This window comes from Chitinophaga sp. (genome assembly GCF_017745275.1).
Classification (GTDB): domain Bacteria; phylum Bacteroidota; class Bacteroidia; order Chitinophagales; family Chitinophagaceae; genus Chitinophaga.
Genome location: NZ_JAGHZS010000002.1, coordinates 154,517 through 179,034, shown reverse-complemented (window position 1 = coordinate 179,034; position 24,518 = coordinate 154,517). Strand labels below are relative to the sequence as shown.

Sequence of the window (24,518 nt, the reverse complement as noted above, 5' to 3'; positions counted from 1 at the left end):
TTTAACGGATCAGGTTAATAACTCCCTTCTTTTCTGTTTTACTGCCGTCAGTAAGGGTAAGATGACATACATAGATATACACGCCGGAAGGCAATGCTTTTCCTTTGTATTGGCCATCCCAGCCGGTTGTCTGGTTGTTGGATTCGAATACTTTTTCGCCCCACTGGTCAAAAATGGTCATGTGCATTTGTTTGATGATATAGCCATAGACCAGCAGCACATCATTTTTACCATCGTTGTTTGGCGTAAACGTATTTGGAATATATACACCGTCAGGCAACGTCTTACCTTCTGCTGGCAGTGATTCCTTGTCTTCACAACCTTTTGCACGTACAATCAGTTTCACGGTCTGCACTGGTTGTAAGCCGCTGATAAGGTGTACCAGTCCTTCCCTTCCGGATGAAGGCAGGGTCCAGGTATTGCCGCCATCAACAGATACCTCGTAACCGGTAGCATTGGCGATCGCCTTCCATTTAAACCGGATCAAATTCACGCCAATACTGTCTACCGTCACTACCGGTGTAGCAAGAACCGGCAACACATGCACGATGGCTTTGGCACGGGAAGCACCCGGACATCCATGGGTGAGTGTTTCGAGATAGTAGGTGCCATCAGCTGCGATATTATTAATCGTATAGTCGTTTCCGGTAAACAACAGGTTACCTGCTACCGGTGCGTCGTACCAGTTATACAATACACCCGGTTCCGGATCTTTGGCAGACAGGGTCACATTGGTGCCACTACAAACCGTCATGGAGTCTTTTACAATCCGGGCAACAGCAGGCGCATAAACTTCCACTTCTTTGGTGGTATCGCCTACGCAGCCTTCAGCCGCTACAATGCTCAGTTTCACCTGTTTCACGCCTGGATACCTGTAGTATTTCAGGGTGTCTTTTGCGGTACCCAGGGTTGAATCGCCAAAGTTCCATTTCCAGCTGCTGATAGCCACACCGTTGCTGGTAGCAGCGGTTCCTTTAAAGAGGGCGCCGTCATTTAAGCAGCCGGTGTAATCAACACTGAAATTCACCACAGGCGCAGGGATCACCTTAATCTGCAGGATGCTTTCAAAGCTATTGCTGCAGCTTTCAATATCAGGATGTGAAATGAGGATCGGTACATCGTACAAACCTGGTTTACTGAAAATGTAATCCGCTGGTATAGTGAAGCGATAGTATTTACGCTCATTGCTGATCATCGAATCTACCGGTACAGGGTTGTTCTGTACTATATCTGTTTTAGGCGCCAGATTAGCTACCTGGCTGAATTTCCAGGTAATACTGGTTGGTTTCACCGGTATCAGCATAGAGAAGCGGAACGGTGTTTTAGCACAGGTATAGGTGTTATTCTGACCACTGTTATTCATTACGTTGTTGAATGAAGGCAGGATGTTCAGATTTTTCACCAAAGTACCGGCGTTGTAACCGTAGCTTTCCACACTTCCAAGGCCATAGGTAATGGCGGTAAACGCAGAGTCGCTGCTAACAGTACACTGTGCTGGTGCAGCAGGCCAGCGTTTCACCACTACCGTATAGCCTGTGGCGTTAGGATGCGGATAGGTATGATCGAAAGTCGCGCTGCCATCGATCAACAGGGAGGACACACCCGCTGTTGGTATAATAAGGGTCAGATAATTGACATTGATGGCTTCCCGTGTATTGCGGTATAGCCCTACTTTCCTGATACCTTGTTCTACCGGGCTCAGGTAGATCATTTCCGGATCACCATCTCCATTGGTATTGGAACAGCTTCCGCTGGACGACATATACTGGGCCACCATGATAGGCTGATTAGCTTCAATATTGTCAGCGGTATTGCTTTCAAACTGGTAAAACCGGTTATTGATCAAACCTGTTAACACAATACCATTTACTTTTACCTGGGTAGCGGGATCTTTCACCAGCACGCGGTATATGTTGGTCATAAAGGAGCTGGCGCCGCTGCTGTTGGAAGTTGGTGCGGTGAAGTATTTCTTACCCCATGCCTGCGATGGGAAGTTCTGCTGGATCAGGTTATCACCGGAACCGCCTGACGATCCGCCACAACCAATACCGGTACGGCTGCTGCCGGAGAATACGGCCATCGGATAACATTTGCCTTCTTCGTTGATCACCGATCTTACATGGCTACCGGTGAGGTCATATCCTTCGCTGCCACCGCCTGGCATCATAGCACCCAACACCTGGTACACTTCTCCTTTATTCAGTGTAACCGTGAACGTTGTATTGGCTGGCTTGCCGGCCAATGTTGGTACAGAAGGGGTAATTTCTACTTTGGTATTGTCATAGTCGGCAATCACATAGAACCAGGAATAGGTATCGGTACTATAATTCTGCCTGGATGACATAGTCGCATATTCATATCCATAAGTACCTACCGGCAGCAGCATGGTGGCACCGGAAGAGGCGCTGCCATAGATATGTGCATAAGCAACAATGGGCACATCACTTTCTATACTAATGCCTCTATCAGACAACCCTTCTTCTATCAGACGCGCATCATTCAGCCCGGTCTTAGGTATAATCTCCGTAGTGATGGTTTTATTAGACGGAATATGATACACACGTTCCCAGCTGGTACCATTGATATGAACGGTAACATTGGCAGAATCCTGTGCATTGAGATACAATACCATGTTCTGTGTATTGTCGCCTGCAAAGAACTGGTGATGGCCATAGCCTACCCAGAACCGGGTGCCCCTGTTTGAACTGTCGGCCGGTTGTAATAACTGCGTATTGTTGATACCACCATTCAAACCGGTAAACTTATCCAGGAAGTGCAGCGAGCTATCCCTGATTATGTTCGGGATATCATATACATGACTCAGCGAGTCAACTACCCAGGTATTGGCGCTGTCAGTACGTCCCATCCGGATGTCTTTCTGACGCCTGATAAAACCTTGCCATGGATCGAGATAGAACTGATCAATGTTAAAGTTGTATTGACCATTAGCAGGTGTTACATCCACATCTGTATAGAAATACATATGTGCGGTACCGTTAGCCAGGTTAGGTGGCTTAATACCAGAGTAACGCCTTACTGCTATGTTGGCAGGGATAGCCGTACCCGGGTTCCAGGTGATTTTTGTAACCGTGTCTGTACCAAACATAAATGTTTGTGTTACGCCTGGCGCCGGTGCGGCGGGGAAGGCGGTCAACACTGGTGGTACAGCTGTTGGCAGGAACTCATAAGCCCCCATATCAGGTACACCATCGGTCAGTTTAACCGGTCTGGTTGCGCCGTTGATATCTTTGTCGTTACCTTCTATCTGCACACCACGGCCATGGATAGCCCATACTTCAGGGTTGGCAATAGCAGGCTGCAACGTGGTATCGCTTACAAACGCCGGTTTATAAACAATGGAATTGATATCAAGGGTATCTGCGCTGATATAGTCATGCAACGTAGCATAGCTGCCGGCAGGCGTTGCCTGTTTTACGAGTACAGTACCTTTTGTATACAACGTATTGTAATCGCTTTTCAGGTAAAGCGGGTCGGCTACGTACATTGCCACACCACTGGTATCTGATGCAAAAATGTTGTTTTTAATCCTCACATTACCATAGTAGCTGGAGGTGTGGCTGAAATAAGCAGCGTAGTTGTCGTCTGTGGTAACACTGCTGTTCAGCACGGAGTTGTTATAGTAGTTGAGATTGGAACTGGTTTCGCTGTAAATGCCATAGGCATTGGTACCACTAGCTTTCATGCTGATCACGTTGTTGGAAATAGTGGCAGCGTTAACCTGGTAAACCTCCAGTCCGCGTACGTCCCCCGTAATATTTCCTCTTGTAATGATCCGGTTACCGGACACCAGTCCTTTTATACCTGCATTAGCCTCTGCGTTCTCCAGGTAGATGCCGTGGATATCGTCTGTCGTATTGTTGATGGTAACTTTGTTCCCAGAAATAATATACCCGTTGGCGTTATCTGCATGGATGCCATAAGCATCGAAAGCGAGGTTGCCGCTCATACTCACCTGGTTACGCTGAATCACCAGGCTGTCGGTATATTCTGCATAGATACCGTTTACATAGGATTGATTCAGTTGGTTGCTGTCCAGTACCAGGCCAGGCGTAATAGAGCTGTAAGAGCCTGACCAGTAGATACCATTAGATCCGTTGCTGATGATATTACCACTGATCACGTTGCCGGTGCCGGTACATTCGTCCCCGTATATACCACTCACTGCTGTTCCTGTGCTGGTAGTAGCCGGTAAAGGAATGATACAGCCACTGATACTGTCGTAGGAGGAGGTGTTAGTATACACCACGCCTCTTGCATTAGCAGTACCTGCAGGTTTAACCGTGATCGCCTTCCAGGTAACATAGTCCACACTATCCAGCTTCAGCACATAATTCAGTCCGCTGGTACCGGTATAGGTAAGCGTTACGGCGGTAGTGTTGCCGGTTTCGCTGCTAAAGGTAACCCTGTTCACCGCAGACGCGCCCGGGATATGATGCATGGTAATCTGCTCGGTGTAAGTACCTGCTTTTGCAAGGAAGGTAACAGGACCGGCTATACCGCATTCCAGTTTGGAAACAGCGCTGCTGAACGACTGGAAGTTAGTAGTACTGGTAGGCAATGCCGGGTTAATGGTATACACCCCCGCCAGTAATGGCGGATTCAGATTGGCCTTTACAACAGTAGAATAAGCACTATCGGTGCCTCCGCATATAACCCGGCAGCGGTAGTAATTTTCGATACTGATGGTAGTATTAAATACGCTTACGTACTGGGTATCGCTGGCATTTACCCATGGACCGGAAGCAGATGCAGCACGTTGCCACTGGTAGGTTTGGGTACCACCGGTACTATTGCCTGTCAGGTCCAGTTTAATGTCGGTACCTGTACATACAGGAGTAAGCGGGAACACCGTAGCAGTACCTGGTACTACCGGTTTGCTGCAATTAGGCACACTTACTTCATAGGCGCCCATATCAGGTTTGGTAGTACTTCTGCTTGTACCCAGAATATCTGTGGTGATGCCTACTGATTTACCGGTGTTGTCAAGAGGAGATATTACCGGGGCAAAGTTGCCGGCAACAGGATCTGCAAATACAGGCGGAACAGCCAGTGAGTTGCTATCCAGTTTGGTGCCGGCTGTCCATGCCGCGAGGGTAGCATAGTTGGCACCTGCTACACCGGTATAAGCGGTATTGAAATCACTTTTTACAAAGATGTCATTGTAGTTGGAAGTCAGCACGGTGCCGGTGCCAATACTCACACCCGTTCTGGAGCCTCTGCCAGCCCTGCTGATGTCAAGTATATTGTCGAAAAACTGTATACCTGTAGCAGTACCTGACTGGTACAAACCGGTGGTGGTATTGGAAGAAGTGTTTTTACTATCATTCAGCACAATAGTGTTATGATAATAGTAGACGTAATCGGTACTGTAGTTGGAGAAACCGTACTGTGTACCTTGTCCGCGGATATCATACACCACGTTGTTGAAAACTTTGGCAGGATTGGTAGCGGTGGCATCAGCATACGAAAACTCAAGCCCGTATACAGATGAGGTGGAATTAGGCGAACCTCCAAGCATGTTGTGGATGCGGTTATTACTTACCACTACATCTGCCGATTTATTATCCACGCTGATACCATATACAGAATAGCTGCTACTGGTACGTCCCGGCCTGGAAATATCGTTGTGATCTACCAGGGTGCCGGTTGTATAGCCGACCGAGATACCCGTTTCATAAAACTCTTTGATGGTATTATAGCTGATGTTGTTGCGGGTAGCAGGTGAGCTTGTTTCCGCATAGATCGCGATACCATAATAGCCACCGGTGATGGTATTTTTTGAGAAGATATTACCATCACAACCATTATTGGTACCGCTGACAGGACTGGATTCGCTGCCATTTACCACGATACCTGCATATTCATAGTAAGTACCTTCAGTATCTGTCAGGATGGTACAACGGGTGATTTTGTTGCTGTCAGCATTGTTCAGCAATTGTACGCCATATCCATAATCGCCGTTGGTAGCGTCAATAACAAGACTATCGAACGTGATGTGATCGGCGCCACGCAATTTGATGACCGCTCTTTCGTTGCTCTCGGAAGGCGCAAATTTTATCGTATTGCCGTTACCGTTAAAGGTAATGGTATTGATCGCAGAAGTACCTGCGATAGAATCCAGCACCAGTTGTTCGAGGTAAGGACCGGAGGCCGGCGCTACATTCATCACGATAGGCCCCTGAATACCACATTCCATAGCCGCTTTAGCTGCGTTGAAGCTGATAAAGTTGGTGGCGCTGGCAGGGAGATTTTTATTAATGGTGTATGATCCTGCCGGGAAAGCCTGGTTTACGGTGAGCAGGATGGGCTGTGAGTAAGCCGTATTACCACTGCAGGTAACGGCTACACGATACCACGAGGTAGTGACAGCCGTAATTACAGTATCCGGGTTGCTCAACAAACCACCTACCGGTGTATAGGTACCGTTAGCGGTGGCAGATTTTTGCCATTGGTAGGTTTGTCCCAAACCGATGGTATTGTCTGTCAGCGTTAAGGCTACTTTTCTATTCACACAAATCACAGATGGACTCACCTGTGCATTACCTCCCAAAGGTGGTGTTACGCATGGACCTGGAGTAAATTCATATGCACCAATATCCGGTGTAGTGGTGCTCCTGGTAGCATTGTTAATATCCACCGTGATATTTACCGGTGTACCTTTATTATCAATAGAGGCGTTGGCAGGTTGATAGTTACCGCTGCTAACAGATACGAACAATGGATTGGAACTTACAGAATTACTATCCTGTTTGGACGCAGTTTGCCAATCAAGCAGGCTGGCGTTGTTGGCGCCATAATAGCCAACGTTATTGGTACCGCCTGCCACTGCCAGGTGATAGTCATTCCTGTTGGCGTGGATGGTACCATTGGTAGCAGTGAAATAAATACAGTATTTATTGCCGCCACCGGTACGTGTCAGCGAAATGATGTTGTTTACAAATTCAACACCATCTGCTTTGGATGTCTGGTAAAATCCGCGGGTAGTGTAAGTCGCGGAGGCCGTAGAGGCGCCATCCAACGCAATCGTATTGTGATAATACCAAACGTTGTCTGAACTATAGTTATAGATCCCATACACATCTCCCCTGCCTGTAAAATTATGCAGCAGGTTATTGCTTACCACATTTTCCAATTGAGCAAGTGCATCGGTTCCGGAGAAATAGATGCCATAAGCAGTGTTGGTATTGTTGGGTGCTCCACCAAAAGGATTGCGGATAATATTACGGGTAATGTTTGCCCTGGTGTTCAGGTCTGTAAAATAGATACCATAGAAAGAAGTAATATTACTGCGGGTAGGCCTGCTGATGATATTGTTTTCAATCAGTGTATTAAACGAGCCGGTTACATAAATACCATAGCTGTAGAAGTTACTGATTTTATTATTGATAAGCTTATTGTTACCGTTGGCAAATGTATTGCTGCCGGTTAGGACGATGCCGTAGTAGCCGCCATTGATATTGTTATCGGCAAAGGTGTTGAAATCACATTTTGCTTCGCCGGTAGAGGTGGCAGAAGTAGAATTGCTGATCACAATGCCTGCGTTGCTGGTAGAGCTGGAGGTAGTGTCCAGTAGAAAAGTACAATTGCGGATGCTGTTGTAATCTGCATCATTGGTCAGGTGTACCCCCCATCCGTTGTTGGTGCCGATGGGTTTGATCACGAGATTATTGAATGTGAAATAATCTGCGTTGGAGAGTTTAATGACCGCCGGCGAAGAAGAAGTACCACTGTAGGTCAGCGTATCCCCGTTACCGTTAAAAGTAATGGTATTGGTAGCGGAGGCGCCGGGAACAGGGCTGATCAGCAGTTGTTCGTTATAGGCGCTGCCGCCGGCGGCTACGTTGAATATTACGGGGCCGTTGATCCCGCATTTAATCGAGTTGTAGGCGTCATTAAAGGAAGCAAAGTTGGTACCACCGGTAGGCAATGCCTTATTAATGGTAAAGGTACCGGATACTGCCAATGGTGATGTTACTGTTGCACTGCTGGAAATAGCAGTTGCATTGGTGGCTGTACAGGTCACCTTACAACGGTACCAGGTGGTAACTGTTTGTGTGGTTTCCAGCCTGTTGGTGGTATCGTTGGGAATATCTGTCCAGGTACTGTTATTGGGAGATGACTGCCATTGATAATGCATCCCTGATGCGATCGTGGTACCGGATAAGGTAACCACTACCTGTCCGTTTATACAAACGGTAGAGGGACTGGCAATGGCAGTACCGGCGGTAGGTGTACCAGTACACGCAACAGCAGGTGTCCAGGAAAATTTGATATCCGGACGGGTTGTCATAGCACCCGAGTTGCTGGTATTGACGTTACCGCATGCGTAGTTGAGATTGTCGTTCCTGTAGGTATGCGAGCCGTTAAAAGGGAGTCCTGTTGTAAAAGGTACTTCCGGGTTATAGGTATAGGTAAGGCGCGAATCTGAATCGGGAGCGCCATTACATATTTCTATTACAATATTATCAGTTCCATTCCAGAAAAAGCCGGAAGAGAAAGTCAGGATGTTGATGCCTGTTTTGGGCAGGTAATCCACCGGGCCGTATACCTGGTTGCTAACCGTGATCCAGGAGGTACTGCTCAACGTGGTGTCGCTGGTGACACCAATTTTGATGGTGTATTGCTCAATGGTATCTGTAGCATTGAGATTAAGCACATTAAATTTAAGGCCACTGATCACGCCTGCGGCCATGCCTGCTTTATGCAGTTCACCAGCGCGGTACAGGAACTGTGCGCGGCTGCCTTCGTAGTAATCCTGCAAGGGACAGGGATATCCTGTTTCTGTATTACCGGAAGTATTGTTACCAATGCTGATATCTGTTTGTGCAGATAGTCGGGCTACCAGCATCAGTAGTACTCCTATAAGTAATGTTGTTTTATAAAAATAACGAACCGTACAATTTCTCATATGAGGCTATTTTGAATTTGGTTGTTGCCATTAAAATGTCTGCCAGTTGATCCACGATTTGCCATCCCTTGCATTGACCATGTCAAAGGAGGATGGGCCGGTTTGTACCAGGTAGAAGCCCTGTGGATCAGCCATCAACGTTCTTGTCTTTTGCACGGCAGGAACATAGTTAGCGGGATCTCCATAAAAACCATCGTCATTAAAAATGATCCGTCCATCTGTGGTAAAAGTGGGCGCGCTGTAACCGGGGCCATACTCGATGCTATTCTTACCATCGTCCTGCTTTATCACAAACCCGAGAAGATCCAGTGAGGTACCGGGACCATCGATCTGCGGGTAATAGGTGAGAAAGGAGTAGTTGGGTAAGTCAGTGATATGATAGGCATCATCAGTACCATTGACATGAAACCCGTTGACCGTTACCCAATACTTTTCATTTTGCAAGGCATACCGGTACCAGCGTTGAGCTGCTGAGGGATCAATGACCAATGGACTAGCTGAGTTGGTGATGGCAGCCGGTTTACCGTTGATAGTAAAGGCGATAGCGCCGTTTTCCCATTTTACCTGGTCAAGGCTGCTGATGGTGATGTTGTTGGCTTTAAATGCAGGGATGAGGGTAATACCAGTTGGCGTATATACGTAACCGGTAGTTACCTGTTGTGGTTTCCCATCTGCTATCCAGGTAAAGGTGATCTGATGCAGGTATTGGTTAATGCTTACATCATAGTCGCCGAAGCTGGCAGACAGCCGGTGAAAGTAGGTGAGCAATACGCCAATGCTATCGATCGACCGGTTGATCTTATGCTGCAGGTAGTTTTCCTGGTCCTGTTGCGTGGCCTTTATCAGCAATGCCTTACTGCCATGGAAGCGGCCGGTGAGCCAAACAGAATCGCCTTGTGCGCCGTTGATAGCAAATTCAAAATCGGAGCCCAGACCGTTTCCATATACGCCGCCGTTGTGGCTGGCGTCAGGGTCACACAGTACGTGCAGATAAGAGTAGGTATCAAATAGCAGTGACGGCTGTTGTAATGCTTTCAATCGCCAGCTGCTTTCACGGGCGTTGTTGGTACTGGCAGCATCGAAATCGGAAAACATTTGTACCCGGTTGGCATCGGAAAAACTAAAATAAAAACTGTATACACTTCCGGGAACGCCTGCCGGGTATACCAGCGCCCGCCAGCCATGAGGAGCGCCGGTGAGTACCTGCTGGTAATGTGACAACGTATCATTAATACGCTCATCCGGTGATTTATCAAAAACGGGATCTGTTTCCTTTTTACAGGAGTAGATACCGGCTATGAGGAATAATAAAAAGATCAGGTTGTTTCTCATACTGTTATTTTTACGCTCTGCGGAGCGTTGCTTTTAATAGAGTAACTGGTTGATTTCTCTTCGCGTGCGTGTTTGAAGACTGTAAAAATCAATATGCCATACAATGGAGAAATAGCTGACCACGAGGGCTTCCTTCTGCCGCAGCCGCGACTGGGCTTCCGCTTTGGATACACCATTGATGCTGCTGCCTTCCGGGATGCTGTTAACAATGGCATCAAACCCCGTTTTTCCTTCTACCAGCATAGTGGATACCATCTCTACGAAATCTTCGTCAAAGCTGGCCATGGAGTAGGCTGTTACAAAGCCATCGCGGTGGGCATCCTCGTCGGAAATGTTATTCCAGTTGCCGGTGTAGAATCCTGCGCAGATCCGTTTAAAAGCAACAGGGTACATTACTGTCTGATGCAGGATATGGCCAAACTCATGCTCTATTACATGGAACATTTGTTTTACGTTGGAAGAATCCGAAAGCTGGTATCCTTCCATTCCTTTTGTCAGGAAATCGTTGACGAGGTACAGCACTACTTTTCGGCCGCCTTCAGCTGTTCCGAGGGTAATGGTGCCGTTTTCGTTCCAACTGGCGCTGCCAGACAGGATAAAATATTTGGGAGAATATCTTTTGAAGAAAACAGCCCCGGCTTCGGCGATATAGGTATTCATCCAAACTTTTTGGATGGCCGACATTACCGGTATTATCTTTTCTTCTTTGGGTGGTACCAGTGTCTTGTTCAGTTCAAATTCGAACTGATCCCATTTATATTTTACCGCAATATTGAAAGGCACGGTCAGGGTATCGTGCAACCATTTATCCAATGGTGAGTTCACCCAGGTATCGCCGCCAAGACCGGGAATATTTTCCACCTTGCCCGGGTCATCTTTCTTGCTGCAGGCTAACAGCAAGCATAGGGGGATGATGAGTAATAATGCTTTCATTTGTTGATGTATTAATGTTGGTTGTATCGCTATGTTATTATCTTGGATTTAATGCTATTCCGGAAGTAGTAGCAGCCGCCGGGATCTGGAACAGGCGTCGGTTATCGTCAGCTTTCAGTTCCAGTATTTGTCCTTCCCTGGTAATGTGTGTCACCGGCATTTTGTAGCGTTGCAGGTCAAACCAGCGTTGTCCTTCCTGCACATATTCCGCCCGCTTAAAATCCAGGATGGTGCGTATACAGGCACCCCTGGTATCGGTGATACCGTAGAATTGCTTCATGGCCTGTAGCGTGATAGTATGTTGTGCGGCGTTGTAATTCCGGATACGTTTGCTGGCAAACAGGTTGAGGTCTGCTAATACAGCACTGGTGTTATTAAGCCAGGCATTGGCTTCTGCGCGGTTAAACAATACTTCTTCCGTAGTAAATAAAGGGATCATTACATAGGGCTGTCCGATAGTAGCGTTCACGGAATTTTTCACGAAGTATTCTGACAGCTTGGGAACAAAATAATCCTGGGAGCCATAGTAGTATAAAGGATACGACCAGGCGCCACCGGTTACATTACGGCCCAGTATCTGTGCCTCATGCACATAGTCCAGGTCGTACCGCAGCCGGCCGGCATTGCGTCCCCAGAGAGACGGCGCTTCCGCGATCAGCAGATTCGCCTTTTCGTTGGCGTTGGCATAAAAATCGAAGATCTGCGCGGGCGACATGCTGCTGTAGGTACTGTTCCACTGGCGCATATTGCCGGCCAGGTCGTTGTTGGAAAAGGTATGGTCGGCATAGGCTACTACTTTAGGGTAATCTTTCTTAAAAAGATAAAAACGGGTAGCAAATGCATAAGCTGCACTCCGGTTAAAATGATAACGGGGAACACTATACGCATCATCGTTGATCAGCGACAGGCCGGATAACAGATCCTTTTCCACCATGTCATATACATAGGCCACCGTTTTACGTTCATACTGTTTGATTACCACAGTTTCGGGTACGGTAACATAGGGGATGCCCGGATCATTGGCGGCAGTAGCAGCGTCATAGCTTTTGGCAAAGATATTTACCAGCATAAAATGTGCGTACGCCCTTGCCAGTAAAGCCTCTCCCCGCTGACGGCTATAAGCGGCGGGATCTGCTGCTTTTTCACATGCTGTCAGCGCCTGGTTAGCAGCCGCGATAGCAGTATAGCAGCCTTTCCAATAAGCCTCGGGCGAATCTTCTTCGATCCACTGGATATCATTAAATGTGTAAGCATCCTGGTTGGGACGATAGTATATACCTACCCCTTTATCACCTACATTATCCGACATGGCCTCGCACATAGTAATGTAGCTGGCCTGCGGGTACGCAGTGCCTAAAAGTTTGCTCACTTTGGCGGGTGTGCTGAGATCCGTCCAGGTGCTGTCAGGCACTTGTTCCAGGTATTTTTTGCATCCGCCGGCGATAAGCGTGATAAATGCCAATACGCCAGTCAGTGCGGGTTTTATTTTTCGTATAGATATTGACGTTATATAACAGGTTGACATATATGCTTTTTTAAATACCCACTTTTAATGAAAATGTGAATTGCTTCTGAATAGGCTGTGCCACACCACCGGCATTGAAGAACTCCGGATCCTGACCCTGCAGCTTTTTATCTGCGTAGAGCAGCCATGGATTGATGGCAGCAGCGCTTACTGCGATGTTGCTCAACCCGGCACGCCTCGTGAGCGCTGCAGGCAACTGATAAGTCAGCGATATAGTTTTCAGGCGGATAAAATCCCCTTTGGCCACTCTTTCCGTAGAGTAGTTGTAATTGTTATAAGGATGAGCGCCCCGGAGTAGTATTTGTTCAAAAGCATCCAATATAGATGGAACATGTGTCGAACCTTCATCGCCCGGCATTACCCAGCGGTCATAGAATTCCTTCGGCATGGCGTCGAGGTCAGAGTAGCTGGTTTTAAAGGCTGGATACAAACGGATCTTATTGCCAAACTGGTAAGTAAAAAATATATTCAGCGATAAAGCTTTATAGCGGAAAGTATTGGAGAAACCGCCTGTGATTGGAGGATCTACCGGTCCCTGGTATACAAGGTGACTGGTGTTTAACGATTGCAGGTCTACGTCAGCGCTCTTTACGCCATTTTGGTTAATAAATGAAGGAGCGCCTGATTTTGGATCAAGACCAGTATATTGGAGAGAGAAAAGACTGTGTACCGGGTATCCTTCTGTGTTACCGCCTTCGGCAACTACGAGGTCGAAAATACCCGGGATATTTTTTGCGTTGGTAATTTTGTTGGTGCTGTAACCAAAAGTAGCGCTGGATTTCCAGTTCCAGTTTTTAGCACGGATCACATCTCCCCCTATCATTACTTCCAATCCTTTAGAATCCATGTCGGCATAGTTGGCAGCTTTAAACATTTCACCACCGATGCCGGAAGTTTTGATACGGCTGATCAGGTCGAAGCTTTTACGCGTATAGGCATCGATGCTGAAGTTGAGGCGGTTATTAAAGAATCCGCCGTCGATCCCGATGTTGGTGGTGTATAATTTCTCCCAGGTGAGATCGTCATTTTGTAAATGCGATAACCGGATAACAGATTCCACTTCTGTGAGATGAGGGCGGTTGGTATTCACGGTTTGATATACGATGTTGGAATTGGTAGCGGGCCCCATACTGGCGGTTAAGCCGTAGCTGGCGCGAAGGGTCAGATAGTCCAGTTGGCGGATCCTTTCAGCAAAAGCTTCCCTGTCTATATTCCAGGAGCCGGCCAGGCTCCAGGTAGGAAGCCAGCGGGCCTTGCGGGATTGCCCGAGACGGTTGGAACCATCGTAACGGCCGGTGGCCGTGAAGTTGTATTTGTTATTGAAGGCGTAAGTACCGGTAGCATAAAATGCGGCGAAACGGTCGTAGTCTCTGCCCATACCGAAGTAGGGGAAATTACTTTCAATGGTTTGTTTGAGAATGCGGTAATCGGTAAAGGTGGCGCCGCCGTTGTCGTATTGATAGCCATAACCGGTGTTGGATGCATTCTGGCGGTCAGCATATTTTACTTGTTGTCCTACCAGTATGTTGAGATGATGTTTTTGCGCGAAGGTATCAGCGTAATTGATGCCATTACGAAAGTCGTAGTTCAACAGCTGGTCTTCGGTACGGTTATAGAAACCGCCGGCAGGTAATACTATTACCGGCAAAGCGTCCGGGTTATCCGGATCGCGGTATAAAAATTTATTTCTTTCAGCAATGGTGGCATTGCCGGCTGCGCGGTAGGCGTTCGCCATGTTGGCATTTTCCGTAATCTGGTGTTCCCTCGAAGATTTCACATACCGGATAGCGCCGGTAAATTCGTAGCGGATATTTTTCGTCAGTTTCCACGACAAATCTCCCTGTAAACGGAGGTCCATCATATTAAGGTTGAGGTAATTATTTTCCAGTTCGTTGATGATATTGAACGGCGCATAATTTCGTCTGAAATATTCCAGCTTTCCGTTTTCATCATAGGCAGTCAGTGTGCGGCTGGTATTGAGGGAGTAACTGAAAGGGTTGATATCGAAATCGCGGTCGTACTGGCCTTCTACAGGATTACTGCTGCGTGTGAGTGCGCCGGGAGCTTTCTGACGGCGAACAGAGGCGAGTGTAGAGAATCCGGCGGAGAGCCTGTCGGACAGTTTATAACTATTCCGGTAGTTCAGTGTATAACGGGTAACTTTATCCGCCAGCGTCCATCCGTTATCACTGTAAAAACTGGTGGAGAAATAGGATTGCGCTTTATCCGTTCCTGAGGAAATACTGAGTGAATGTTCCTGTACAAAGTTATTCCGGAAGAGGAGGCCAAACCAGTCGGTGTTAGCGTTGGCGTAGCGCAATAAAAATGCCTTGCGGTGTTCAGGGTCGTTTTCTACGGGGAAATTTCCGTTAGCATCAGCATCGAGCTTTTCGTATAATTTGCCGAACACCCCGATGTCACCCTGGGAGAGGATATCTGAATTGAGGATACCTTTCCTTTCCAGTTCGGCCAGTACGGACATCTGCTGCCCGGAGTTCATAATATTAAAGTTGTTGTAGTTGGGTTTCAGTTGTGTGCTGAAGTTGCCGCTGTAATTAATAACGGGCTTGCCTGCACGACCTTTTTTTGTAGTGATCACTACTACCCCGTTCATGGCGCGGGCACCGTACAAAGCCGCTGCTGCAGCGTCTTTTAAGATATCGAAACTTTCGATATCGTTGGAATTAAGGCCGGCCACTGCGGAGCCCAGCAAAGTGGTAGGGTCGCCGCTGGAGAGCTGGTCGTTGGAGATATTGACCACATCTTCCAGCACTACTCCATCTACTACCCACAATGGCTTGTTATCGCCATTGATGGAAGTAGCTCCACGGATACGTACTTTAGGCGCGGTACCAAAAGTACCGGAAACATTTTGGATAGCTACGCCGGCAACCCGTCCTTCCAGCATACGGCTTACATCGGTGAGCCCGTCAATTTTCACATCTTCGCCTTTCAGCCGGGTGGCGGCACCGGAGAATTTTGTTTTATCGATGCTCTGGAAACCGGTGACTATCACTTCCTGGAGGCGGGTCGGCTTTTCTTTCAGTACAATGGTCAGCGCACCACTTCTGAAAGACGCAACACTGATTTCTTCTGTTTTGTAGCCGGTATAATTAAATACCAGGATGGCGTCATTGGCTACTTTCTTTAACTCAAATACACCTTTGTCATTAGTGGTTACACCACGGGAAGTGCCTTTGATCATGACACTTACACCTGGCAGGAGCTCTTTCTTTTCATTGGTCACCACCCCCTTTACATCTGTAACGGGAAGGGATATACGCATCAGTGTACCAGTTACAGATAAAGAAGCGGGCTTTTTGCTGTTATCATGTTTGATGACTACCCGGTCGTACATCACACTATAGGAAAGAGAGTAAGGAGTAAGCAGTTTATCGAGCAGATCACCTACTTTTTCGTTATGTGCATTCACACTCACCTTATTAACATCCAGCGCCTCGTTGCTTACAAATACAAAGGATACTTCAGCAAGATTCCCGATTTTTTCCAATGCATCTTTAAGAATAACATTCTTTAATTCAATGGTGATCTTTTTGTCAAGTGCATCCTGTAACCCATTCCTGGCATAGGTTTTTGTTACTGCAAGCAGAAGTAGTAAACAATAAATAAATGACTTTTTTTTGCGGAACATAAGTATATTTTATTGGTTTCGTTCGGGCCATAGGATCTCCGTTCCGGCTTCAGGCTGAAACCGGGCAATAGCATGTCTGCTGCATGAACAGCAGCATTTTTAATCAATCATATGATGGCAATTGTTAGCCGGACAATAAAGGATTATTTGGTATCATGTGCGATGTAGTTTTTGGTTGAAATTATGTTACAGTCAATAGCTATGGTAAGCATAGGCAACAGGCACCCATCTGATCCAATGTGTTACATTTGATCAATCAGTTAACCAGCATGAAGTTCATTCAGGCTAAAGGCCACCAGGATAGTATACCAACTTATAATATTTTCTTTCTTAGAATCGGGCTCAGTTTTGTTGATAGCAGTTCATCTTGAATATAATTTGGTTAACGATATTTCGGTTGTTCTTTCTATTTACAATTACCACCAACGATAATGTATCCATTGCCGGCACTGTCTTTCCTGACTTTGGTATCTAATGAAAATGCAATTAGCGCAAGCGCTTTATCTAAATCATCTGTTGTATTAAAGGATCCATAAAACCTGCACTGTGCAGACTGCTGATCTGTTACTACGGGTACGTTATAATATCTTTGCAGGTCTGTAGCAACCTTAGATAAAGGATCTCCTTTATAAATAAATTTACCACTCATTTTCTGCGTAAAAAACCTGGCATCTTCGGTGGCATCCTGTAACCGCAAATCTTGCGATACCGGGTTATACAATGCGCCTTTATTGGCTGTTAGTACCAGTTGTCCATTTTTGCGGACCTGGTTTCCGTGTGTGTTTACCTGTACCATCCCTGACACTACCACTACCCTGGCCCTATTTTCTCCGTATACTTCCATATTAAAGGAAGTACCTAATACGGTGGTATTTATCAGCGAAGAAGAAATAATAAAAGGATGTTTCGCGTCATGGTTGATTTCAAAAAAGGCTTCTCCCTTTAAAACTACTTCCCGGTTCTTGCCGTTAAACTCCTCCGGAAAGCTGATGCTGGAAGCTTTCTCGAGGTGAACAACAGAGCCGTCCGGCAGCTTTATTGTTTGTCGCTCTGTGGTAGTGGCAAATACCTTTTGTTTCCCCCGTTCCTTCCATAGCATTAACCAGGCACCGCCTGCCAATAGCAACACCATGGCTGCCACGGCTATTTTTTGTTTATATAAACGGAATACACCTTTAAAAGAACTATCGCTGACGCCTATACGCTGATGGATATTTTTCAGCATCCGTTCAGACAGGCGTTTATCCAATATCTGCTTTACGGTTAACAGGTCAGCTTCAAAATACGAGGTGGCTACCATTTCCAGCTCTGAAAGATCGTTGGCCTCCAGGTAATCCGCCATCCACTCCTGCTCTGCGGCAGTCCACATATCCTTCGTTAGTAATTGTTTGAGATATTCCTTTCTGTTGAGCACTAGCGTGATGGTTTAATCTAAATACGCGCAGTTGATAAAAAAGGGTGGGTCTTTTTTCAAACTTTTTTTGAAAATTGAAATATTAATTAAAAGATAATATAAAATCCACTGGCATGGATTAAGAATCATGGTAATTTAGAAACAGGAGCAGCAGCACAATATACTTATGGTCCCCGTTGCGCTGCATATAATCATTTAGTTTGATCATCGCAGCTGATAGATGTTCTTTTACTGTATTCCGGGAGATATTAAGTTCATGGGCTACTTCTTCATACGTTTTACCTTCCAGTTTACAGCGGGTAACAATCGTTCTTTTTTTAGGAGATAATTTTGAAATGGCTTGTTCCAGCAAAAGATACTGTTCTTCGTCAATGTTCTTTCGCTCAATAGCTACCGGATCATCCGCATTGGCCTGGAAAATGTTTTTGTGAAAAGCCTGTTCACGTAGCTTTTTCCTTACAAAAGATACACACATGTTAAAGCTGATCACAAACAGCCATCCGCCAACGGATTGGTCCGATTGTATATCCTGTCTTTTTTCCCACAGTCGCGCAAATACGTCCTGCAAGATATCTTCTGTTACCACCTCATCTTTCACAAACTTGAAAATATTACGGTACACCGCCTGATGATATTTCCAGTACAAGGCATCGAAGGCGCTTACTTCGTGGTTTTGTAATCGCGCTACCAATTCAGCATCTAGTATAGTCATATTTCTTCTTTTATATAAATCATATCGTGGAATATAATTTATATGGCTAGAAAAAAGCCAGGTTTCCAAAAGCCAATGGCTGTCAATTCTGCTGCATAAATTAGTAACAAATATTATTATTTAATAAATAAATTCGTATTAACTATAATTATTAATTGTTATAAGCATATATAGAGGAATAACTGTAAACGAAGGGGAGCGTTACCACGGGAGAAATTACCATTAATAGCCCCACCCAAAGCTGGCTGGAAGCAATAACTTGCTTCCAATTTGAATCTCATTCCTTCTCCATCTTATTAGGCGCAGGACAAAAAAGGGATATGTACAAGTATGGGAATATTGGGTATTTGAAGGCAAACACATTTAAAATATTACACATATATGTGAATGCCTGGCGCCGTAAAATTATTCTGACTTCCCGTTTATGGCCACTTATTTTTAACCGAATATGCACGCAGCCAATAAGTAAATATAGTTCACTATTTAAGTGTATGTTTTACAGTTATCACAATGCAAACGCCTTTAAAATGGATATTCACCAAAACATGTTTCTTTTATAATCTCCAGATGAACTATGAAATTGTTATAAATATCTTTACATTTATAGGAGGGTAATATCCATTAATGCTAAGGGACTTAGATATACATAAATGCCAGCACAGCGATGAAGCACTGTTACAAAAGTTGCAACTGGATCGCGATGCTGTTGCATTTACCATCCTCTACGAACGCTACTGGGAGAAATTAGTGACCATCGCCTATCTACGTCTTCAATGTACAATGGATGCCCAGGAGGTGGTACAGGAAGTCTTCCTGGATATCTGGAAAAGATCTGAAAACATACAGATACGCCATACCTTCAACACATATATATCCGCCGCACTTAAATATAAGATCCTTACATTACTGGCAAAGCGTAAAAATGAAATGAGCCGGCAGGCAATGATAGATTTGCGTGAAACAGACAGCAGTACAGAGCAGTGGCTTAGTTATCAGCAATTACGGGATGACCTGGAAAGCACTGTTCAATCCCTGCCTGAAAAATGCAGGCTCGTTTTCCGCCTTAGCAGAGAAAAAGGATTAAGTGAAAAGCAGATAGCAGAAACCCTCAATATTTCCATAAAAACCGTTGAATCCCACATGAGCCGTGCGCTCAAGACCCTGCGTACCTCCCTCAGGCATCTTCCTGTCTTCTTCTGAGTGGTCTGTTATAGACTGCTGATTCTTCAGATTAAATTTTTTTTTGCCCCGACTAAGGGAAGTGAGTCTATTGTCAAGACTATATATAAAACAGGCATACAATGAGTGAGCTGACTCCTGAACAAATATCTCTGCTGGCTGAAAAAATGCTGAAGGGCACCATCAGCGATGAGGAGAAGGTATTGTTTGAAAACTGGTATAATACATTCCCGGAGCAGGAAGTTCAATGGAACGATGAAACAATACACACCGCCGAAGAGCTGAAGAACAGGATGCTCCTTCGTATCAAGGGGCAAAAAACAACAGTAAGGAAATGGTATTGGGCAGCAGCTGTTCTTACCCTGTTGATAGCAGGAACAACTTATTATTATACCCGGCAAACCAGCATGGAACAATTAGTGGCACAATCAGGCATGGCTCCAAAACCCGCTATTGTGCCAGGAAGCAATAAGGCTACATTATTACTCGCAAACGGCAATACGATTACCCTCAATGACGAACATGACGGCACGCTGGCGCAACAGGGAAATACGCAGGTGATCAAACTGAATACCGGGCAATTGGCTTTCCAGTCGGGGAACGGTAAGGATGCGGGGAATGTGGCAGCGCTGAATACATTGTCTACGCCACGCGGTGGCCAATATCAGGTTACGCTCGCCGACGGAACAACTGTATGGATGAATGCAGCCAGCAGGCTGATTTTCCCAACGTCATTCAACGGAAAGGACAGGACGGTAAAATTAATTGGAGAAGCTTATTTTGAAATAGCACCTAACGAGCATCAACCATTTATCTTAAACGTCAATAATATGCAGGTAAGGGTATTAGGCACTCGTTTTAATGTGAAAGCCTATGATGACGAACCTATGGTCAAAACAACCTTGTTGCAGGGGATGGTAAAGGTAGCAGCTAAAGATAAAGAAGTGCTGCTGAAACCCGGTCAGCAGGCTAAACTGAACAATAACGGAGAAATGAATGTGGTGGCGGTTAACGTAGACGATGTGATGGCCTGGAAGAATGGAACATTCAGTTTTAACGACGTCACAATTGAAGAAGTAATGCTACAGATAGCCCGTTGGTATGATGTTGAGATCATTTATCCGGAGGGTATTCCCCGGGGACTTTTCCGCGGGGAAATAGATAAAACAGCAGATATAATAACTGTGTTGAAGATATTGGAAGTAAGTGGAGTCAAATTTAATGTAGATGGGCGTAAAATACTCGTTCGCCCGTAAGAAGATATAAATAGTATTCAACCAAAATTTCCACCAAAAATTGTCAGATTATGAATAACGAGCCACCATGAATGCTTCGTTCGCTGTACCGGCCGAAACAGGGGCGATTGAGCCCGCCCCTGTGATGCCTGGGTACTGCGGATGACAAAAATCCAGCGAAGATCAATTATCATTTCACACCCAAACACTGCAAATCTATGCAATTGCATGATAATGTAAAAGCCATGCCTGTAAATTGGCTGTATTTAACCAAAATGAGCATTGAAAAAATATGCTTATGGCAACGAAAAACGTTCCTTGTTATGAAAATGATTGTCGTGTTGCTGACAATAGCCTGTTTACAGGTGAGTGCTGTGGGATATGCACAAAAGCTCAGTCTGTCTATGAAAGACAAGCCTCTTGAGCAGGTATTACAGGAAATTAAAGCCAGGACCGGCTACAAATTCTTCTACAAACTGGATATGCTGAATAATGCGAAAAAAGTAACTATTCGCATAGACAACGCTGATCTGCCTAATGTGCTGGATATGATCTTTAAAGAACAGCCATTTACTTACCAGATCGTCAACAAAACAATTATCATCAAACCCCGCCTGAATGCGCTGATGATTGAAGATGCCAGCATCCTGAACCTAACAGTTTCCGGGAAAGTAACTGATGACAAAGGGAATCCGCTGCCCGGCGTTTCTGTCCAGGTAAAAGGCACCTCTAAAGGCACGCAGACCAATACAGCAGGGGAATATCAGCTGACCGGCATAGCTCCGGATGCTGTACTTGTTTTTAGCTACCTGGGGTATCTGTCGCAGGAAATGCCTGTTAATAACCGTAGCAGCATATCTATCTCACTTATATCCTCCTCCATCGGTCTCGGTGACGTTGTGGTAGTAGGATATGGCAAACAATCGCGTAAAAACCTGATCAGTGCTGTCAATACAGTGAAGGCGGAAGAATTGAATAAAGGAGCCATTACCGATGTTGGGCAACTGTTACAAGGTAAAGTGCCCGGGCTGAACATTTCTGCCAGCGGTGACCCGAATGCCGTAGCTACCGTTGTGCTAAGGGGAGCATCTACACTCAACAGTTCACAAGGACCATTTTATGTGATAGATGGTGTGCCCGGTGTAGATATATCCGCGATAGCCCCGGATGATATTGCTTCCATTGATGTGCTCAAAGACGCCGCGGCCACTGCGATCTATGGTAACAGGGCTGCCAATGGTGTCATCATGGTAACCACCAAAAAGGGTAAAAAAGGTGAGTCCAGGGTGTCCTATAATGGATATGTCGGTCTGGAAAAAGTATCTAACAAACTGGAAATGATGAATGCCGCTGAGTTAAGAGCGTTCCTTACTAAAAATGGGCAGTCGCTCGCTCCTACAGATGATAAGAACGCTGATACTGACTGGCAGAGCGCCATTCAACGGAATCGCGCCATATCTCACAACCATAATATCTCTATTAGCGGTGGCGGGGAACACGGTACCTATGCCGCCAGTTTAAGTTACACAAAAAAAGAAGGTATTCTGCTGAACAGTGACCTGGAACGTGTTGTAGCACGTTTGAGCGTAGAACAGTATACCCTGAATGATAAAGTGAAATTTGCGCTGAACGTTACCAATTCAAACAGTAACGCCAATGATATTCCTTACCGGAATGTAGTATTACTTCAGTCGGCCCTGCACCTGCCGGTATCTCCTATAAAAAACGCAGATGGCAGTTATTTTGAAAATTTCAATACACAGGGATACTATAACCCGGTGGCTATGATAAACAATAGCCAGATGAACAACAAATACAATAACCTGGTAGGAAGCTTTAACACCCAGGTAAAATTGCCTTTCGGATTTACCTACGATATTAACCTGTCTTATATCGGCTTTACTTCAACGCATGGCGAGTTTTACAATAAATACTTCACCACGAAGTATAACAGCATGTACGACAACCCTGATCCCGGGCTAGGGTTTCATAACCAACAGACCTTTGGCGCAAACGGACAGGCAACAAGAAATGCATATCAGAATACCAGTAAGATCTTAGAAACATTCCTGACGTGGAACCGTACATTTAAATTACACAACATCAGTGCGGTACTTGGTTACTCCTGGCAAAACAACAAAGTAGGAGAAGGTTTCCAGGTAACAACCAGCAACTTTCCTGTAGATAATATCGGCTATTCCAATCTCGCGTTAAGCAACCCTTATGCTATATCCGGCTTTCAGATTGGATTCGGACCTGATGGGGTATTCCAGGAAAACCGCCTGATCTCCAACTTCGCGCGCTTAAATTATGGATTTAATGACAAGTACCTTGTACAGGCGTCATTGCGAAGAGATGGCAGTTCTGTGTTCGGAGAAAATCATCAATGGGGATACTTCCCCTCTGTAGGCCTGGCGTGGAAGATCAACGAGGAGAAATTCATGAAACAGCATTCCGGATTTACTGACCTGAAGCTCAGGGCCAGCTATGGTATCACCGGAAATGCTTCAGGATTTAATGCTTATACAGCACGGTTCATCTCGGGTACCCAGGGCGTATTTTATTATAACGGCTCCTCAGTGTCAGCCAGTGGCCCGATCCAGGCTGCTAACCCTGACCTTCAATGGGAAAAAACAAGCACCACCAATATAGGAGTAGACTTTGGCATCCTGAAGGGAAGATTAAGCGGCTCCCTGGACTTGTATAACAAGAAAACAACCGGTATGATCTATTCCTACCGGGTAGACCCGATCCTTGTGCCAGCAGGTACCATTGTGGCCAATGGCGGCAGTATGAGTAATAAGGGTATTGAGCTGAACCTGAATGCTGTCATTGTAGAAAACAAAAACTTTGGCTGGAACAGCACCATTAACTTCGCTCATAATAAAAATGAGATCACCAGCTTATCCAATCCACTCTTCTCCGGTGGAGACTCTGTACTGTTGGCCTTTCCAGAAGGATTAGGACAGTCCAGCCATTCCCTGGAAATTCTGAAACAGGGTAAGCCACTCGGGCAGTTCTTCTCACCAATTTATGCGGGAAAAGATGCAAACGGCGTGTCCCAATTTATAACCGGGGATGGTAAACTCACCACAACTCCTGTTATAGGTACAGATTATCACTATATCGGTAGCTCTCAACCTAAATTGTTAGTGGGATGGTCAAACAGTTTTCATTATAAAAACTTTGACCTGAATATTTTCCTGAGAGGTGTATTTGGCAACAAAATATTCAATGCCACAAGAGCTGACCTTTTCAGACCCAACACTGCACAGTATACCAACATTCTGAAAGAGGCGGCGAGTGAAAGTGTAGCTGATTACAATGCTTTCCTCTATTCTTCCCGCTTTGTTGAAAGCGGTACTTATGTAAGGTTTGATAATGCTACCCTGGCTTACAACTTTAAGAACGTACATCCTTACATCAAAAATATCAGGCTGTATGTAACTGCCAACAACCTTTTTGTGATTACCGGTTACAAAGGTGTAGATCCTGAGGTAAATCAGGGTGGTATTGCACCAGGTGTAGATTATAATAACTTCTACCCCAAAACAAGGACCTTCCTGTTGGGCGCAAATGTATCGTTTTAATAGTATCTCTAAAAAAG

10 protein-coding genes are annotated in these 24,518 nt (G+C 45.6%); 3 read left to right on the top strand and 7 right to left on the bottom strand.

Annotated features, from left to right (window positions below; all coding sequences use genetic code 11):
• Nucleotide 1: 1 nt before the first annotated feature.
• The 7 genes from J7623_RS06490 to J7623_RS06460 form a co-directional block, all read right to left on the bottom strand.
• Entirely contained in the window at nt 2–8,929 is an 8,928-nt protein-coding gene (locus J7623_RS06490; RefSeq protein ID WP_291918754.1) for a gliding motility-associated C-terminal domain-containing protein, read from the bottom strand.
• Between the two features lie 30 nt (nt 8,930–8,959).
• Nucleotides 8,960–10,261, bottom strand: coding sequence for a DUF4302 domain-containing protein (locus J7623_RS06485; protein WP_291918751.1), 1,302 nt, complete (start codon nt 10,259–10,261; stop codon nt 8,960–8,962).
• Nucleotides 10,262–10,294: 33 nt separating this feature from the next.
• Entirely contained in the window at nt 10,295–11,194 is a 900-nt protein-coding gene (locus tag J7623_RS06480) for a putative zinc-binding metallopeptidase (RefSeq protein ID WP_291918748.1), read from the bottom strand.
• Nucleotides 11,195–11,231: 37 nt separating this feature from the next.
• Nucleotides 11,232–12,719 (bottom strand): RagB/SusD family nutrient uptake outer membrane protein, encoded by a 1,488-nt coding sequence (locus J7623_RS06475; RefSeq protein ID WP_291918746.1) that lies wholly within the window; start codon nt 12,717–12,719, stop codon nt 11,232–11,234.
• Between the two features lie 10 nt (nt 12,720–12,729).
• Nucleotides 12,730–16,371, bottom strand: a complete 3,642-nt coding sequence (locus J7623_RS06470; protein ID WP_291918744.1) for a SusC/RagA family TonB-linked outer membrane protein — start codon at nt 16,369–16,371, stop codon at nt 12,730–12,732.
• Between the two features lie 406 nt (nt 16,372–16,777).
• On the bottom strand, nt 16,778–17,785 hold the full coding sequence (locus tag J7623_RS06465) for a FecR domain-containing protein (protein ID WP_291918742.1): 1,008 nt from the start codon (nt 17,783–17,785) through the stop codon (nt 16,778–16,780).
• A gap of 118 nt (nt 17,786–17,903) precedes the next feature.
• Nucleotides 17,904–18,497, bottom strand: a complete 594-nt coding sequence (locus tag J7623_RS06460) for a sigma-70 family RNA polymerase sigma factor (protein WP_291918740.1) — start codon at nt 18,495–18,497, stop codon at nt 17,904–17,906.
• A 624-nt stretch (nt 18,498–19,121) separates the two neighbouring features.
• Here J7623_RS06460 and J7623_RS06455 point away from each other — a divergent pair.
• From J7623_RS06455 to J7623_RS06445, 3 genes are all read left to right on the top strand, one after another.
• Complete coding sequence (locus J7623_RS06455; RefSeq protein ID WP_291918737.1) at nt 19,122–19,697, top strand: RNA polymerase sigma-70 factor; 576 nt, start codon at nt 19,122–19,124, stop codon at nt 19,695–19,697.
• Between the two features lie 101 nt (nt 19,698–19,798).
• Nucleotides 19,799–20,932, top strand: a complete 1,134-nt coding sequence (locus tag J7623_RS06450; protein WP_291918735.1) for a FecR family protein — start codon at nt 19,799–19,801, stop codon at nt 20,930–20,932.
• A 302-nt stretch (nt 20,933–21,234) separates the two neighbouring features.
• Nucleotides 21,235–24,501, top strand: a complete 3,267-nt coding sequence (locus J7623_RS06445) for a TonB-dependent receptor (RefSeq protein ID WP_291918732.1) — start codon at nt 21,235–21,237, stop codon at nt 24,499–24,501.
• Nucleotides 24,502–24,518: the final 17 nt, after the last annotated feature.

What these genes read in the sequence shown, in the direction of transcription:
- J7623_RS06490 (WP_291918754.1), bottom strand. Translation starts at nt 8,929, where the DNA reads ATGAGAAATTGTACGGTTCGTTATTTTTATAAAACAACATTACTTATA.
- J7623_RS06485 (WP_291918751.1), bottom strand. Translation starts at nt 10,261, where the DNA reads ATGAGAAACAACCTGATCTTTTTATTATTCCTCATAGCCGGTATCTAC.
- J7623_RS06480 (WP_291918748.1), bottom strand. Translation starts at nt 11,194, where the DNA reads ATGAAAGCATTATTACTCATCATCCCCCTATGCTTGCTGTTAGCCTGC.
- J7623_RS06475 (WP_291918746.1), bottom strand. Translation starts at nt 12,719, where the DNA reads ATGTCAACCTGTTATATAACGTCAATATCTATACGAAAAATAAAACCC.
- J7623_RS06470 (WP_291918744.1), bottom strand. Translation starts at nt 16,371, where the DNA reads ATGTTCCGCAAAAAAAAGTCATTTATTTATTGTTTACTACTTCTGCTT.
- J7623_RS06460 (WP_291918740.1), bottom strand. Translation starts at nt 18,497, where the DNA reads ATGACTATACTAGATGCTGAATTGGTAGCGCGATTACAAAACCACGAA.
- J7623_RS06455 (WP_291918737.1), top strand. Translation starts at nt 19,122, where the DNA reads ATGCTAAGGGACTTAGATATACATAAATGCCAGCACAGCGATGAAGCA.
- J7623_RS06450 (WP_291918735.1), top strand. Translation starts at nt 19,799, where the DNA reads ATGAGTGAGCTGACTCCTGAACAAATATCTCTGCTGGCTGAAAAAATG.
- J7623_RS06445 (WP_291918732.1), top strand. Translation starts at nt 21,235, where the DNA reads ATGAAAATGATTGTCGTGTTGCTGACAATAGCCTGTTTACAGGTGAGT.